The sequence below is a fragment of the Caulobacter sp. DWR2-3-1b2 genome (assembly GCF_049896345.1).
Classification (GTDB): Bacteria; Pseudomonadota; Alphaproteobacteria; order Caulobacterales; family Caulobacteraceae; genus Caulobacter.
This window is the reverse complement of sequence record NZ_JAFCUC010000001.1, coordinates 527855-543807: the sequence shown is the minus strand read 5'-3', so window position 1 is coordinate 543807 and position 15953 is coordinate 527855. Positions and strand designations below refer to the sequence as shown.

Sequence of the window (15953 nt, the reverse complement as noted above, 5' to 3'; positions counted from 1 at the left end):
CCTGGAGAAATACGCCGAGCTTGGCGGGATCGTCCTGGGCGCGGGCGACGACCAGCCGGCCTTCGACGCGGCCGCCATGACGGCGGCCAGTGCGACCGGCGGTCTCTCTATGTCAAGGTGCCGCAATGACGGGACGCGGCAAAGTTTCCCAGGTTTGGCAACAGCAACGGTTTCTTTGCAACTTATGATGCAAAGAAGGCAGATTCGCCCTGGGGGACCTCTGTGTGTTGAAGGTTTTGACTTGCCTGACGAGGGAACATGACCTGCGACTAGTCGTCGTCGCTGGGCTGATCTGTTTCGCCGCCTGCTTCACGGCGTTCCGGCTCTATTCCCGCATGCGCGGAGCCAAGGGCGTGGTGCGGGCCGCGTGGCTCCTGCTGACCGGTCTGGTGTCGGGATCGGGCGTCTGGGCGACTCACTTCATCGCCATGGTCGCCTATACCCCTGGGCTGAAGACGGGCTACAGCCCCACGGGCACGCTGCTGTCCCTGATGATCTCGGTGATGTTCATGGCCTGCGGCTTCGCCGTGGCCTCGGCTCAGCGCACCAAGACCAACGACTTCGCTGGCGGCCTGGTGCTTGGCATGGGTGTCGCGGCCATGCACTACACCGGCATGTCGGCCTTCGTGACCCAGGGCGTCGTCCAGTGGGAGCAGGTCATGGTGGCCGTCTCCGTGCTGGTTGGCGTCTGTGGCGCGACCCTGTCCCTCCTGGCGGCAGGGCGAGCTCGCAGCCTGCTCAAGCAGGTCGGCGGCGGCGCCTTGCTGACGCTCGGCGTCTGCTCGCTCCACTTCGCCGGCATGGGCGCGATCACCATCGTCCCGGATTCGGCCATCATCGTTCCTGACCAACTGCTGTCGGGCGGTATACTGACGCTGGCTGTGATCTCGATCACCACCATGATCATCCTCGGCGGTCTGGGCGCCGTCGCCATCGAGTCCCAGACCAGCCGGTCGGCTCTGGACCGCATCCGCCGCATGGCCAACGCGGCCTATGAAGGCATCGTCGTGGTTCAGGACGGCAAGATCAACGACGCCAACGCCGCCTTTTGCGAGCTGATCGGCGCCGATCTGGACGCCATCATGGGCGCGCCGCTCGCGGCCATGCTGACCTTCGACGGCGAAGCGCCCACCCGCGAGGGCGTGCGCCGGGAAGGCGCACTGCAACCGATCGACGGCGAACGTCCGATCCCGGTCGAGGTGTTCTCGCGCCTGATGGACGACGGCGCGCGGACCGAGACGTCGGGCCTGACCGTGCTGGCGGTTCGCGACCTGCGCGAACGTCGCTCGGCCGAGGAAAAGATTCGCTACCTGGCCGAGCACGACGGCCTGACCGGCCTGCCCAACCGCAATTCGCTCCAGACCCGTCTGGCCGCCGCGCTCGAGCGCGTCGAGGCCTCGGGCGAGAGCCTGTCGCTGATCTGCATCGACCTGGATCACTTCAAGGAAGCCAACGACCTGCACGGCCACCATGCCGGTGACGCCCTGCTGGTCGAGACCGCGCGCCGTCTGCAGGACGCTTTGACCGCGCCGTCGTTCGCCGCGCGCCTCGGCGGCGACGAGTTCATCATCGTCCAGGTCGCGGCCGGCGACCAGCCTGTCGCCGCCGCCGAACTGGCCGGCCGTCTGCTCGAGGCCCTGGCGCTTCCCGCCAGCTACGAGGGCCAGGATCTGGTCATGGGCGCCAGCCTGGGCGTCAGCCTGTTTCCGGACGATGGCCGCACCGCCGAGGCCCTGCTGGCCAATGCCGACATGGCGCTCTACCGCGCCAAGGAAAGCGGTCGCGGCGCCTATCGCTTCTTCAAGCGCGAGATGGACGACTCGATCCGAGAGCGTCGCACCATGGCCCGCGAACTGCGCCAGGCGATCATCGACGAAGAGCTGGTGGTCTACTATCAACCGCTAGCCCGCGCCTCGAACGGCGAGGTGTGCGGCTTCGAGGCTCTGGTGCGCTGGAAGCATCCGGTGCGCGGCATGATCCCGCCGCTGGACTTCATTCCGGTCGCCGAGGAGAACGGCCTGATCGGCCAGCTTGGCGAGTGGGTGCTGCGCCGCGCCTGCGCCGACGCCGTGACCTGGGAGCGGCCGCTGCGCATCGCCGTGAACCTGTCGCCGTTGCAATTGAACCAGCCCGACCTGCCCAAGCTGGTGCACGAGATCTTGGTGCAAACCGGCCTGTCACCCAGGCGTCTCGAGCTTGAGATCACCGAAAGCGCTCTGTTCAAGGACTATCAGCGGGCGCTCGACAACCTGCGCCGCTTGAAGGCGCTGGGCGTGCGGATCGCCATGGACGACTTCGGCACGGGGTTCTCGTCGCTATCGACCCTGCAGTCCTTTCCGTTCGACAAGATCAAGATCGACAAGAGCTTTGTCGAGAACATCCATCGCGACGACCGCGCCACGGTCATCGTTCGGGCCGTTCTGGGTCTGGGCCGAAGCCTGGACATCCCGTGCGTGGCCGAGGGCGTTGAGACCCAGGAGCAGATCGATTTCCTGCGCGGGGAAGACTGCGCCGAACTCCAGGGCTACGCTATTGGCCGCCCCGCCCCGGTCGACACCCTGTCGGCCTGGACCCTGGCCAGCGTGGCCCCCGTGTCGCCAGGGCCGGAGATCGCAACGCCGCGAGAGCCCACGACCAAGAAGCCACGTCGCCGGAAGGCGGCCTGACGCGCGGTCGTCCGGTCCCTACCGTCGTCGCGACATGCCACCGAGCAGGCCCCGCATGATCTCGCGCCCGGCTTGGCTGGCGATAGTGCGCAGCAGGGATTTGGCGAAGGTCTCGCCCATCGATTGACGACTGGAGGCGCGGGGACGCGGGGTGGCGCGGGCTTCCTGCGTCTCTTCGCGTTGCCGAACCTTGTCTTGGGCGGCGCGCCGCCGGTCCAGTTCAACCTGGTCGGCGGCGGCGTCCGCCTGTTGCTGGACCTGGGCGGCCCGGCCCTGCAGGGTCTCATAGGCCGAGGCGCGGTCCAGGGTCGTGTCGTAAAGGCCGGCGACAGGACTCCTGGCGATCAGGGCCGCGCGTTCCTCGGGCGTCACCGGTCCGAGCCGCGACGCCGGCGGGCGGATGAGCGTCTTCTGCACCACGCAGGGCGCGCCCTTGGCGTCGAGCGTCGAGACCAGGGCCTCGCCCACGCCCAGGGCCTGGATGGTCTCGGCGGTGTCGAAGGCGGGATTGACCCGGAACGACTGGGCAGCGGCCCTCAGACCCTTCTGATCGGCGGGGGTGTAGGCGCGCAGGGCGTGCTGGACGCGCGCGCCCAGTTGGCCCAGCACCGCGTCGGGGATGTCGGACGGGTTCTGGGTGACGAAATAGATGCCAACGCCCTTGGAGCGGATCAGCCGCACGACCTGCTCGATCTTCTCCAGCAGCGGCTTTTCGGCGTCGTTGAACAGCAGGTGAGCCTCGTCGAAGAAGAACACCAGCCTGGGCTTTTCCGGGTCGCCCACTTCGGGCAGTTCCTCGAACAGCTCCGACAGCAACCACAGCAGGAAGGTCGAATAGAGCTTGGGCGACTGGATCAGCGTGTCGGCGGCCAGCAGGTTGACATAGCCGCGCCCGGCCACGTCGGTGCGCATGATGTCGGCCAGTTTCAGGGCCGGCTCGCCGAAGAAGTTCTCGGCCCCCTGGCTCTGCAGGGTCAGCAGCTTGCGCTGGATGGCCCCGATCGTGGCGGGCGCGACATTGCCGTACTGGGTGCCGATCTCGGCGGCGTGGTCAGCGACATATTTCAGCGCAGCCTGCAGGTCCTTCAGGTCCAGCAGCAGCAGCCCGTCCTTGTCGGCGACGTGGAAAACGACGGTCAGCACGCCCTCCTGCACATCGTTCAGCTCCAGCAGCCGTGACAGCAGCACCGGCCCCATCTCCGAGATGGTCGTGCGGATCGGGTGGCCCTTCAGGCCAAACAGGTCCCAGAACACGACCGGCGGCGCTGATGGGATCAGCGCCATGTCCATGGACGCGGCGCGGGCCAGCATCTTGTCGTTGGGGACGCCGGCCATGGCGATGCCCGACAGGTCGCCCTTCACGTCGGCGGCGAACACCGGGACGCCGGCGTCGGAGAAGGCCTGGGCCATGATCTGCAGGGTCACGGTCTTGCCGGTGCCCGTCGCGCCGGCCACGACGCCATGGCGATTGGAGCGGTCCAACCTCTGGGTCACGGGGCCTTCACCGAGACCGAGCAGGATTTCACCTTCGGCAATCACCAGGGTCATACGCAACGTCCTTCACATTGAGGGCTTAACCGTAGCCCCGGCCTTGCGCCGCGCCAATCGGCTCGCGCAATGTGGCGCCGGTCTTTTACAGACGCTTCGTTAGAGAGATTCCGCCGATGACCATTTCGCCTTCGATCACCGGCCGCAACGCCCTGGTGTTCCTGGCGGTCATCGCCGGGGCCGCCAGCCTCTATTGGATGCGGGGCATCCTCACCCCGCTGGCCCTGGCCGTGTTCTTGGCGATGATGATCGACAGCTTCGCCCGGGTGCTGACCGAACGCGTGCCGGCCTATCCCAGGAACCTGGCGCTCCCGACCGCGCTGATCCTGTCCATCCTGTTGTTCGGCCTGGCGGTCTGGGTGGTGACGGCCAATGGCGCGGGGTTCGTGCTGCAGATGCGCGAATACGCACCGCGCCTGAATGGGGTGATCGCCAAGCTGGCGTCGCTGGTGGGGATCAAGGTGGCGCCGACCATCGGTGAGCTGGTCAACCAGATCAATCCCTCGAAATACGCCGGCGCCGCCGCTCAGAGCTTGCAGAATTTCGCGTCGAGCGCGATCCTCGTCCTGATCTATCTGGGTTTCATCATCGCTTCCCGGCGGGGTTTTGGCCGCAAGATCGTGGCGCTTTATCCCCATCACGCCGAGCGCGACGGCGCGATGCAGCTTTTCCAGCGCATCCGCAACGGCGTCGAGCAATATCTGTGGATCCAGACCGTCACCGGCCTGATGATCGCTGCGGCCTCCTGGGCGGTGATGATGCTGATCGGCCTGGACAATGCGCTGTTCTGGGCCTTCCTGATCTTCATCGCCGCCTATATTCCGATCCTGGGCGGCGCGGTGGGCTGCATCCTGCCGCCGATTTTCGCCCTCGTGCAGTTTCCCGACACCTTCCTCCCCGCCTTGCTGCTGTTCGGCGCGCTGGAACTGATCTTTTTCATCGTTGGCAATGTCATCTATCCGCGCATGCAGGGCGAGAGCCTGAACATGGACCCTACGGTGGTGCTGCTGTCGCTGGCGGTCTGGGGCGCGCTGTGGGGCGTGACCGGCATGTTCCTGTCGACCCCGCTCACCGTGGCGGCGATGTTGATCCTGGCCCAGTTCGAGGGCACGCGCTGGATCGCCATCCTGTTGTCGGAAGACGGCGACCCCAGCGGCGATTCTCTCGACTCTCCACGGGCCGGCTCGCCGAAAAAACCGGGCCAAGCTTTAGGTTCACGACAGAACGCGACCAAGGGGCCTTAACATCCCAAATGGGCTTCCTATCTAGGCCTTGTCGGTGTCCCCCCACGCCGACCCCGCGCGACGCAGACCGCATTTCATGGCGCGTCGAACGCGGAACCGCCCGCCGCCCCCCCCCGGCGGGCCTGCGCCGCCGGTTTCCCCCCACCGGCGGCGCTTCCGTGTCCGGGCCACGGGTTTCTTACTGGCAAAATCTTGTTCCACTTTCCGAGGTTGCGGTTGAAACCGAGCCGGTAAAGGCTAGGTTGTCGCCAAAAATTCGCGAGGAAATCCTATGGTCGGTGCAAAACTTGACCCCAAGGCGACGGCAGCGCAATCGGACGGCTTGGTGGCCGCCTTCGGGGTGGCGCTCGGTCAGGGCGCGTTGACCGAGCCAGTTCGCCAGTTCGCCGCCCAAGCGCAGGAAGACTGGTCGGCGGAGGAACTGCCCGGCTTCACCGCCGCCGACATCGCCGCCGCCTTGATCGACTTCTGGCGCTTTGGAGAGGCCGCTTCCGATCCCGTCGCGATCCGGATCCGTGCCGCTGACGGCGGCGAGCTGAAGACCGACCTGCTGGAAATCGTCCAGCCCGACCGGCCGTTCCTGGTCGATAGCATCATGGGCGCCATCGCCGAGCAGGGCTTCTCTGTCCGCGCCATGTTCCACCCGGTGGTGGAGACCGCCGCCGGCCGTTGCTCGATGATCCAGGTCTATATGGCCCCGGTGGGCGAGGATCGCGAGGCCGCCCTGATCGGCGCCGTCCGCGAGACCCTGGCCGACGTCCAGTTGGCGGTCGACGACTTCGACGCCATGAAGGCGCTGATGCGCCGGACGATCGACGCCTTGCGCGACACGCCCCAGGCCATCCCCGAGGCCGAACGCGCCGAGAGCCTGGCCTTCCTCGACTGGCTGGAGGGCGACCACTTTGTGTTCCTGGGCGCGCGGGTCTACGAATATCCGCGCACCAGCGCCGGCGGCTATGCGGCCGAAGAGCCACTGTATCAGACCGAGGGCAGCCTAGGCGTGCTGCGCGACCAGACCCGCACGGTGCTGCGCCGCGAGAGCGAGCCGGCGATCCTCTCGCCCCAGGTCCGCGACCACCTGCTGCTGGGCGCGCCCCTGGTGGTGGCCAAGTCGAACCTGCGCTCCAAGGTCCATCGCCGCGGCTACATGGACTATGTCGGCGTCCGCCGTTATGGCCCCGACGGCAAGGCCTCGGGCGAGGTTCGCTTCGTGGGCCTGTTCACGGCCGAGGCCTACGAGACCCCCGCCCACGAGGTGCCGGTGATCCGCCGCAAGGTCGAGCACGTGCTCAGCGAAGCCGGCAAGGATCCCCACAGCCACAATGGCAAGCGGCTGCGCAACATCCTCGAGACCTGGCCGCGCGACGAGCTGTTCCAGACGCCCGAGGACGAGCTTCTGACCATGGCGCTGGGGGTGCTGCACCTCTACGATCGGCCGCGCGTGCGGCTGTTCGCTCGCCGCGACCCGTTCGACCGCTTCATCTCGGTGCTGATGTTCGTGCCGCGCGAGCGCTATGACAGCGGCGTGCGCGAGCGGGCCGGCAAGATCCTGGCCGACGCTTTCGGGGGCCGTGTCAGCGCCTACTATCCCAGCTTCTCCGACGCGCCCCTGGCTCGCGTGCACTACGTGCTCGGCGTCACGCCCGGCAGGCATGGCGATCCCGACCTCGCCGCTCTGGAAACCGAGATCGCCGAGACAGCGCGTACCTGGGAAGACCGCTTCGAAGCCGCCGTGCGCGATGGCGGCGCCCCCGGCCGCGTCGCCCAGACCCTGGCCCGCTATCAGACCGCCTTCCCGCCTGGATATCGCGACCAATACGACGCCGTCGAGGCCCTGGCCGACATCGCCGTCGTCGACGACCTGGACGCCGCAGAGGCCGTCCGCGTGCGCGCCTTCCACCTGGCCGATGATGACAAGCTGACCTTCCGCTTCAAGCTCTATCGCCCTGGCGCCGCCGCGCCCCTGGCCGATGTCCTGCCGATCCTCGAGCACATGGGCCTCAAGGCGCTGATCGAGAACGGCTTCAAGCTGTCGCCGGCAGACGGAACACACGCCAAGGTCTGGGTGCACGAGTTCACCCTCCGGGACGAGCAGGGCGAGCACCTGTCGTTCGGTGACGTCAAGGCGGCCTTCGAGGCGGCCTTCGTGGCCATCTGGACCGGGCGCGCCGAGAGCGACGGCTTCAACCGGCTGGTGTTGGAGCTCGGCGTGGGTTGGCGCGAGGCGGCCCTGGTTCGGGCCCTGGCCCGATATCGCCAGCAGACCGGGCTGGACCCCAGCCAGGGCGTGCAGGAGCAGGCCCTGTCGGACAATCCCGGCGTCACCCGCCTGATCCTCGACCTGTTCCGCATCAAGTTCGACCCGGCTGTCCACGCCGACCTCGCGGCCCGCAAGGAACAGGCCAAGGCCGTCGAGGCCAAGATCGGCGAGGCGCTGCAGGCCGTGGAAAGCCTGGACGCCGATCGCGTCCTGCGCCGCATCGCCGCCCTGGTCGGCGCGATCCAGCGGACCAACTTCTTTCAACTGGGCGAGGACGGCGAGGCCAAGCCCTATATCAGCTACAAGATCGCCTCGCGTGAGCTGGAGGACCTGCCGGCGCCCAAGCCCTATCGCGAGATCTATGTTTCGGCTCCGCACGTCGAAGGCGTGCATTTGCGCTTTGGCCCCGTGGCCCGGGGCGGCCTGCGGTGGAGCGATCGCCGCGACGACTTCCGGACCGAGGTGCTGGGCTTGGTGAAGGCTCAGCAGGTCAAGAACGCGGTGATCGTGCCGGTCGGCTCCAAGGGCGGCTTCTTCCCGAAGAACCTGCCGCGCGGCGGCGATCGCGACGCTATCCAGGCCGAGGCGATCCGCGCCTACAAGACCTTCCTGTCGGGCTTGCTGGACATCACCGACAACATCGATCCCGAAAACAAGGTGGTCCCGCCAGCCGGCGTCATCGTCTATGACGGTGAGGATCCCTATCTGGTTGTCGCCGCCGACAAGGGCACGGCCACCTTCTCCGACATCGCCAATGGCGTGGCCGAGGACTACGGCTTCTGGCTGGGCGACGCCTTCGCCTCGGGCGGCTCGGTCGGCTATGATCACAAGGTCATGGGCATCACCGCCAAGGGCGCGTGGGAGGCGGTCAAGCGCCACTTCCGCGAGTTGGGCAAGGACATCCAGACCCAGCCCTTCACCGTGGTCGGCGTCGGCGACATGAGCGGCGACGTGTTCGGCAACGGCATGCTGCTGTCCAAGCAGACCAAGCTCTTGGCCGCCTTCGATCACCGCCACATCTTCCTGGACCCCGATCCGGATCCCGCTACCTCCTGGGCCGAGCGCGAGCGGATGTTCAAGCTGCCGCGCTCGTCGTGGGAGGACTATGACAAGAGCCTGATCTCCAAGGGTGGCGGGGTCTTCGCCCGCTCGCTGAAGACCATCACCCTGACGCCTGAGGTCCAGGCGCTGTTCGAGCTCAAGGCGCAGGTGGTGTCGCCGGCCGAGCTGTTGACCGCGATCCTCAAGTCCAGGGCCGAGCTGCTCTATCTCGGCGGCATCGGCACCTATGTGAAGGCCAAGGGCGAGAGCCAGGCCGATGCGGGCGACAAGGCCAATGACGCCATCCGCGTCAACGGCGCGAACCTGCGGGTCAAGGTGGTGGGCGAGGGCGCCAATCTTGGTTTGACGCAAGCCGGTCGGATCGAGTTCGCGCAGATGGGCGCGGGAGGGGCGGGCGGCTACATCAACACCGACGCCATCGACAACTCGGCCGGGGTCGATAGCTCCGACCATGAGGTCAATATCAAGATCCTGACCGGGATTCTGGAGCGCGGCGGCAAGCTGACCCGCGAGGCCCGCAACCGGCTGTTGCCGACCATGACCGACGACGTCGCCAGCCACGTGCTGGCCGACAATTACGATCAGACCCTGGCCCTGTCGCTGATGGAGAGCGACGCGGTGTCGGAGATCGATTCCCACGCCAAGTTCATGACGGCGCTGGAAGCCAAGGGCCGCCTGGATCGTCGGGTCGAGGGCCTGCCCGAGGCGGCGGTCCTGACCGAGCGCGCCAAGGCCGGCAAGGGTCTGACCCGGCCCGAACTGGCGGTGCTGCTGGCCTATGGCAAGATCGACCTGTTCGACGACATCGTGGCGTCTGAAGCGCCCGACGATCCGTGGTTCGAGGCGACGCTGGAGGGCTATTTCCCGCCGGCGCTTGGTCAGTACGCCGACGAGATGCAACGCCATCGGCTGAAGCGCGAGATCATCGCCACGGTGCTCGACAACCGGATGATCAACATCTGTGGCCCAACCTTCCCGAGCCGCCTGCGGGCCGCGGCCGGCTGCGACACCAAGGCCCTGGTCATCGCCTTCGCCGCCTCCCGCGAAATCCTTGGCGTCGACGCGCTGTGGAACCGGGTGTCGGCTTTGGACGGCAAGGCCTCGGCCAGCGGCCAGCTGGCGCTCTACAAGGCCTTGGCCTACGCCCTGCGCAGCCTGACCTTCTGGCTGGCCCGCCGGGCTTTCCGCGACAAGTCCAGCGTCAAGACACTGGTCGAGGCCTATGGGCCGTCGGTCAAGACGCTAGCTGTTCTGGGCGCGAGCATCTTCTCGCCGTTCGAGCAGAAAACCGTCGCCAAGCGCGCCAAGGCCTATGTCGCCGACGGCGCGCCCGAGGCCCTGGCTCAGAGCGTGGCCGCCCTGCAGCCCCTGACGACGGCCGCCGACCTTGTCGATCTGGCCAATGCCTCCAGCTGGTCGGTGCAGAATGTCGCCCGGCTCTATCACCAGGTCGGCGCCGCCTTTGGCTTCGACCGCCTGCGCGGCGCGGCCGGCTCGTTCATCGGCGGCGACCCCTTCGAGCGGCTGGCCGTGCGCCGGCTGATCGAGGACATGCTGGCCGAGCAGACCGCCATCACCCAGGCGGTGCTGAAGTTCTCGGCCAACGCCCAGGCCGGCGACGACGAGCTCTCGGCCAAGGCGGCGACCACCTCGTGGGCCGCCATGCGCGCCGACACCGTCCGCGCCGCCAGGCGCACGGTGGAGGACATCGAGCAAGCCGGCGGCGGCTGGACCTTCGCCAAGCTGACCATCGCCAACGCGGCGCTCCGGGGACTGGCGAGCGCTTCCTAGATCTGATCGGGGACACGCACATGTGCGTGTCCCCAGCCGCTGAAGCTTCGCGTATAAGCGATGCTTCAGTTGGGGGAACGCTCATGGACAAGGGTGATCGGCGGCGGGCCGCCTGGGCGCTCTACGAGTGGGCGCAGCAACCCTATTGGGCGCTGATCGCGACTTTCATCTTCACCCCCTATTTCGCCGCCGGCTTCATCGGCGACGCCGCCAGGGGCCAGAGCCTGCTGGGCTATGCGGGCGCGGTCGCCGGCCTGATGATCGCGGTGTTCAGCCCGCTGGTCGGGGCATCGGTCGACGCCCGGCGCAATCCGCGTGCCTGGCTGATCGGCCTGGCCGTGCCCTTCGTCCTGGCCAGCGCCGCCCTTTGGCAGGCGGTTCCCGGCGATGCGAGCCGCATTCTGCCGGTCCTGGCCTGCCTGGTGGTGGCCAGTGTCTCCGCCGAGCTCAGCGGCTCGGTGATGAACGCCCTGCTGCCGTTGGTCGCCAAGCCGGGCGAGGTTGGGCGCCTGTCCGGCTCGGCCTGGGCCCTGGCCTATGTCGGGGCGCTCGTCACCCTGTTCATCGTGTTGCTGTGCTTCTCGTTGCCGGACGTCCCGATGCTGGGCCTGTCCAAGGCCCTGCACGAGCCCGACCGCATCGTCGGCCCGCTAGTGGCCGTGTGGTTCCTGATCTTCTCCTGGCCGCTGATGATCACCGCCCCGCGACCGCCCGCCACGACCACCGAGAAGAAGCCGCTGGTGGAGCTGTGGGCGACGTTGCGCTCTCTGCCCGGAAAGCCCTGGATGCTGCGTTTCCTGGTCGGCCGGATGCTGATCGGCGACGGCATTTCCAGCTTCATCGCCTTTGGCGGCGTCCTGGCCGCCGGGATGTTCGGCTGGACGACGACCCAGCTGGGTTTCTACGCCATCGCCCTGTCGATCACTGCGGGCATCGGCACCTTCATCGGCGGCCGGATCGATCAGAAGCTTGGCTCCAAGGCCACCGTGCTGATTGCCACCGGCGTGGTGCTGTTTGGTGCCTTCGGGGTCGGAATGGTCGGCCGCGACAGCCTGTTCTTCGTGCTGCACGTCGCCCCGCCGATCGCCGGTGGAGCCCTGTTCTCCAGCTTGCCCGAGCGGGTATTTCTGGGCTTCTCGCTATTCGTCGGCCTGACCTTCGGTCCGGCCCAGGCCAGCTTGCGGGCCTGGATGGCGCAGCTGGCGCCGGCCGGCGAGAGCGGACGGTGGTTTGGGCTCTATGCCCTGTCGGGCAAGGCCACGGCCTTCATGGCGCCTCTGGTCATCGCCGTGGGCACCCGCTGGATTGGCGACCAGCGCGTCGCCGTGGCGGTCTCGGCCCTGTTCATGATCACCGGCGCGGTGGTCCTGGCCTGCGTGCCGCGTCAGGGACCCGAGGCCTCGCCGATCTGAAAAACCCTGGGTTGTCGCAAGCCCGCGTCCGGTTCAGGATCGGGGCGTGGGTCGGGGACGTTTCGCATGGTCAAGGATCGTATTGTTCTGCTGGACTCCCTTCGGGGTCTGGCGATCCTGGGCATCCTGCTGTGCAACATCCCGCTGGCGGCGGTCCCTGAATCGGTCGCGACCAGCCTGACCCTGTGGCCGCACGGCATGGCGCCGGCCTCGGTGGCGGTCTGGTTCGTCACTCAGGTATTCTTCCAGCAGAAGTTCTATTCGCTGTTCGCCATGCTGTTTGGCGCCTCGATCATCCTGGTCGGCGGCGAGGGCGACGACAGGGATAGGCGGCGGATCCTGTTGCTGCGCCTGGTCAGTCTGCTGGCCATCGGCCTGATCCACGGCTTCCTGATCTGGCAGGGCGATGTGCTCAACACCTATGCGATCGTCGGCCTGGTGGCCCTTTGGGCCCGGTCCTGGTCGCCAAGGCGCCTGCTGCAAGCGGGGGTTGGCCTGCACGTCGGGCTTTCGGCCTGGGGCGGCTACAAGATGCTCGAGCATACGGCCAAGGGCGGCGGCGATCCGCCCGCCGGGGCGATGAGCCGGTTCCTGGCCGGCGTGCACGCCGATGCGTTGCAGTATGGCGGGACCTTCAGCCAGTCCCTCGTGCAGAACGCCAAGGACTATGGCGACTTCGTCCTTGGCTCGTTCACCCGCTGGCCGCCGATCTGGCCGCTGACGGTGCTGGCGCTGATGCTGATCGGCATGGGGCTCTACAAGCTTGGCGTCCTGAGCGGCAAGGCGTCGAGCGGCGCCTATCGCGGCTTGATCGCGGCGGGCCTGGGCGCGCTGGTGATCGTTGGCGTCGCCGAGGCCGTCTACACGGTCCTGCCCAGCCACGCCTGGCCGGTCCGCGCCATGGCCCGCTGGCTGCAGGGCGCCACCGCCCCGGTGGTCAGCCTGGGCTATGTGGGCCTTATGGTGATGGCGGCGCGCGTCAAGGCCTGGAAGACGATCCCGGCGATCCTGGCCCCGGTCGGTCAGATGGCCTTCACCAACTATCTGACCCAGTCGATCTTGATAACCGGCCTGCTCTATGGCGGGCGCGGTCCCAGCCTGTATGGCAAGGTCGATCGCCCGTTCCTGGCCGGCGCGGTGGTGGCGATCTGGGCGGCCCAGATCCTGTGGTCGCGCTGGTGGATGGCGCGCTTCACCCTGGGGCCGCTGGAGTGGCTGTGGCGGCTGGTCTATCGCGGACCGATGCCGCTGCGGCGCCCTGCTTCTTCACCGCTCATCCCGGCGAATGCCGGGACCCAGGTCCCGGAGCAGTAGAGCGTTTGGAAAAGCGCGGCGCCCCTGGAGTTCGCCTCGGCGGCCTCCATCTGGGTCTCGGCATTCGCCCCGATGAGCGGAATGGAGTCTAGATCGCGTTCAGGGCCCTGGCGAAATAGTCCTTGGTCTGGGCGAACAGATCGGGGCGGTACTTGGCGCGGGGATCGTTGGCGCGGTCGTCGTCGAAGGCGTGGGTGGCGTCGGGATAGAAGACCGTGTCCACCGACAGCCCGTCGCGCTTCAGCCGCTCCAGGGCCTTCCGCGGATATTTCCAGCCGACCACCTGATCTTTGCCGCCGACCACCGAGAACACCTTGGGGCCATAGGTTCCCCAGCCCCTGCTGGACGTCAGGGACGGGTAGCTGGCATAGGGATAGACCAATAGTGCGCCCTTCACCTGGGCCCGCAGGCGCATCGGGTCTGCGTCGGAGAGACCGGTGGCGCGGGCGGCGTTCAACCCGATGGCGTAGCCGTCCATGATCGCCCAGCCGCCATGGCTCCAGCCCGCCAGGAAAACTTTGCGATGGTCGGCCCAGGACTGGCCCTCCAGCCAGGCCAACATGGCGAAGATGTCGGCCGAGCGCTTCAGGCCCTGGACCGCCATGCCCGTGCAGACGAACAGCTTGGCGTCCATGGTCGACATGCCGCGCGGCTTGAACGAGTCGACCACCACCGCCGCGTAGCCGGCCTGGACCGCGACCTTGGCGTAGTCTTCCAAGAACGGCGTCTTGCCGCCGCAGCCGTGCAGGATCAAGGCAACCGGAAAGGGGCCACGCCCAACCGGCTTGAAGACCTTCGAGGCCTCGGCGACCTTGGCGCCCCACTCAGCGCTGTGCATGCGATCTCCCGTCCTAGAGCATTTCCCGACCTGACTGCGTCAGGCCGTGAGCTCTAGTCTTTTGTTTTAACGCATTTTTCTTCACGCGAACCGGAACCACTTCGCTCAAAAAATGCCCTAGTGCCTGAACACCCGCACGCCGGTGAAGGCCATGGTCAGGCCCAGCTTGTCGGCGGCCTCGATCACTTCGGGGTCGCGCATCGAGCCGCCCGGCTGGATGATCGCCGTGGCCCCGGCCTCGGCGGCCTGGATCAGGCCGTCGGCGAACGGGAAGAAGGCTTCCGAGGCGCAGGCGCAGCCCCTGAGGTCCAAGCCGAAGTCGGCGGCGCGCAGGGCGGCGATCCGGGCCGAGTCCTTGCGGTTCATTTGGCCAGCGCCAACGCCCAGGGTCTGGCCGGCGCGGGCATAGACGATGGCGTTGGACTTGACGTGCTTTCCCACGGTGAACGCGAACAGCATGTCGGCCACCTCCTCGGCGGTCGGCTGACGCTTCGTGACGATCTTCAGGTCGCTGGCGGTGATCCGGGCGTCGTCGCGAGACTGGACCAGGAAGCCCCCGGCCACCGACTTGAAAGTGTCGCCGGTCGACAGGGCGTCGGGCAGGCCGCCGGTGATCAGCAGACGCAGGTTCTTCTTGGCGGCGAACACGGCGACCGCGTCGTCATCCGCCTCGGGGGCGATCACTACCTCGGTGAAGATCTCGACCATCTGCAGGGCGGCTTCGCGGGTCAGGCGGCTGTTGACCGCGACGATGCCGCCGAAGGCCGAGGTGGGGTCGCAGGCCAAGGCGCGTTCGTAGGCCTCGCGCTGGCTGCCGCCCACCGCTACGCCGCAGGGGTTGACATGCTTGATGATCGCGACGGCTGGACCTTGGGCCGGGTCGAACTCGGCGATCAGCTCGAAGGCCGCGTCCGTGTCGTTGATGTTGTTGTAGCTGAGGTCCTTGCCCTGCAACTGGGTGGCGGTGGCCACGCCGACGCGGGGGCTGGGGAAGGCGTAGAAGGCGGCTTTCTGGTGCGGGTTCTCGCCGTAGCGCATCACCTGGCGCAGCGCGCCGGCGATGGTCTTGCGGCCCGGGAAGTCCTGACCAAGTCGCGCCGCGAACCAGGTGGAGATCGCCGCGTCATAGGCTGCGGTGCGGGCGTAGGCGCGGGCCGCCAGGGTCTGGCGCAGGGCCAGGGTCGTGCCACCGGCCTTCAGGGCCTCCAGCACTTCGGAGAGGTCCGACGGATCGGTGCAGACGGCGACATAGCCGTGGTTCTTGGCCGCCGAGCGGATCATGGCCGGGCCGCCGATGTCGATGTTCTCGACGCATTCGGCGTAGCTGCCGCCCTTGGCGACCGTGGCCTCGAACGGATAGAGGTTCACATACAGGATATCGATGCCGCCAATGCCGTGGTCGGCCATGGCCTGAGCGTGTTCGGGAGCGTCACGAACGCCCAATAGTCCGCCGTGCACCACTGGGTGCAGGGTCTTGACCCGGCCGTCCATCATCTCCGGGAAGCCCGTGAGGTCGGAGACGTCCTTGACGGGGATGCCGGCCGCCGCGATCGCCGCCTTGGTGCCGCCGGTCGAGACCAACTCCACCCCGGCCGCGTGCAGGATATGGGCGGCCTCGACCAGGCCGGTCTTGTCGGAAACCGACAGCAAGGCGCGCTTGGGGGCGACGAGATCGGGTGCGGACGGATAGTCAGGGGCGGCGGGCACGGCGGAGCTCCGGGTCTATGGAAAGACGAAAGGGAGCCCAGGCGCGCGGCTGATGAGGTTCGTGCTCCCCGATGGTTGCCCATCACTAGCGCCAGTCACGCGAACGGCGCG

Annotated in this window: 8 protein-coding genes and 1 riboswitch; of the genes, 5 read left to right on the top strand and 3 right to left on the bottom strand. The window is 67.5% G+C overall.

Annotated features, from left to right (window positions below):
- The first annotated feature begins 209 nt into the window (after positions 1-209).
- A complete protein-coding gene (locus ACP694_RS02610; protein ID WP_426011277.1) occupies positions 210-2666 on the top strand; it encodes an EAL domain-containing protein in 2457 nt (818 codons plus the stop codon).
- An 18-nt stretch (positions 2667-2684) separates the two neighbouring features.
- Here the strand turns inward: ACP694_RS02610 and ACP694_RS02605 are convergent, their stop codons facing one another.
- Complete coding sequence (locus ACP694_RS02605) at positions 2685-4214, bottom strand: helicase HerA-like C-terminal domain-containing protein (protein ID WP_426010170.1); 1530 nt, start codon at positions 4212-4214, stop codon at positions 2685-2687.
- A gap of 116 nt (positions 4215-4330) precedes the next feature.
- On the opposite strand from ACP694_RS02605, the gene ACP694_RS02600 reads away from it, so the two are divergent.
- From ACP694_RS02600 to ACP694_RS02585, 4 genes are all read left to right on the top strand, one after another.
- Positions 4331-5458 (top strand): AI-2E family transporter, encoded by a 1128-nt coding sequence (locus tag ACP694_RS02600; RefSeq protein WP_426010169.1) that lies wholly within the window; start codon positions 4331-4333, stop codon positions 5456-5458.
- 271 nt (positions 5459-5729) lie between these two features.
- Positions 5730-10571 (top strand): NAD-glutamate dehydrogenase, encoded by a 4842-nt coding sequence (locus ACP694_RS02595; RefSeq protein ID WP_426010167.1) that lies wholly within the window; start codon positions 5730-5732, stop codon positions 10569-10571.
- A gap of 83 nt (positions 10572-10654) precedes the next feature.
- The gene (locus ACP694_RS02590) at positions 10655-11983 is read left to right on the top strand and encodes an MFS transporter (RefSeq protein WP_426010165.1); all 1329 of its coding nucleotides are present in this window, start codon (positions 10655-10657) and stop codon (positions 11981-11983) included.
- A gap of 66 nt (positions 11984-12049) precedes the next feature.
- Positions 12050-13297 (top strand): DUF418 domain-containing protein, encoded by a 1248-nt coding sequence (locus ACP694_RS02585; RefSeq protein ID WP_426010163.1) that lies wholly within the window; start codon positions 12050-12052, stop codon positions 13295-13297.
- Positions 13298-13385: 88 nt separating this feature from the next.
- Here ACP694_RS02585 and ACP694_RS02580 read toward each other — a convergent pair whose 3' ends face one another.
- A complete protein-coding gene (locus ACP694_RS02580; RefSeq protein ID WP_426010161.1) occupies positions 13386-14135 on the bottom strand; it encodes a dienelactone hydrolase family protein in 750 nt (249 codons plus the stop codon).
- Positions 14136-14252: 117 nt separating this feature from the next.
- Positions 14253-15842: a bifunctional phosphoribosylaminoimidazolecarboxamide formyltransferase/IMP cyclohydrolase gene (purH, locus tag ACP694_RS02575; RefSeq protein ID WP_426010159.1), complete on the bottom strand. Its 1590-nt coding sequence runs from the start codon at positions 15840-15842 to the stop codon at positions 14253-14255.
- A 28-nt stretch (positions 15843-15870) separates the two neighbouring features.
- A riboswitch (ZMP/ZTP riboswitch) is annotated at positions 15871-15951 on the bottom strand.
- Positions 15952-15953 lie beyond the last annotated feature (2 nt).

Bases quoted from the DNA above. Each gene is read 5' to 3' on its own strand.
- ACP694_RS02605 (WP_426010170.1), bottom strand. From the start codon at position 4,214: ATGACCCTGGTGATTGCCGAAGGTGAAATCCTGCTCGGTCTCGGTGAA.
- ACP694_RS02600 (WP_426010169.1), top strand. From the start codon at position 4,331: ATGACCATTTCGCCTTCGATCACCGGCCGCAACGCCCTGGTGTTCCTG.
- ACP694_RS02595 (WP_426010167.1), top strand. From the start codon at position 5,730: ATGGTCGGTGCAAAACTTGACCCCAAGGCGACGGCAGCGCAATCGGAC.
- ACP694_RS02580 (WP_426010161.1), bottom strand. From the start codon at position 14,135: ATGCACAGCGCTGAGTGGGGCGCCAAGGTCGCCGAGGCCTCGAAGGTC.
- ACP694_RS02590 (WP_426010165.1), top strand. From the start codon at position 10,655: ATGGACAAGGGTGATCGGCGGCGGGCCGCCTGGGCGCTCTACGAGTGG.
- ACP694_RS02585 (WP_426010163.1), top strand. From the start codon at position 12,050: ATGGTCAAGGATCGTATTGTTCTGCTGGACTCCCTTCGGGGTCTGGCG.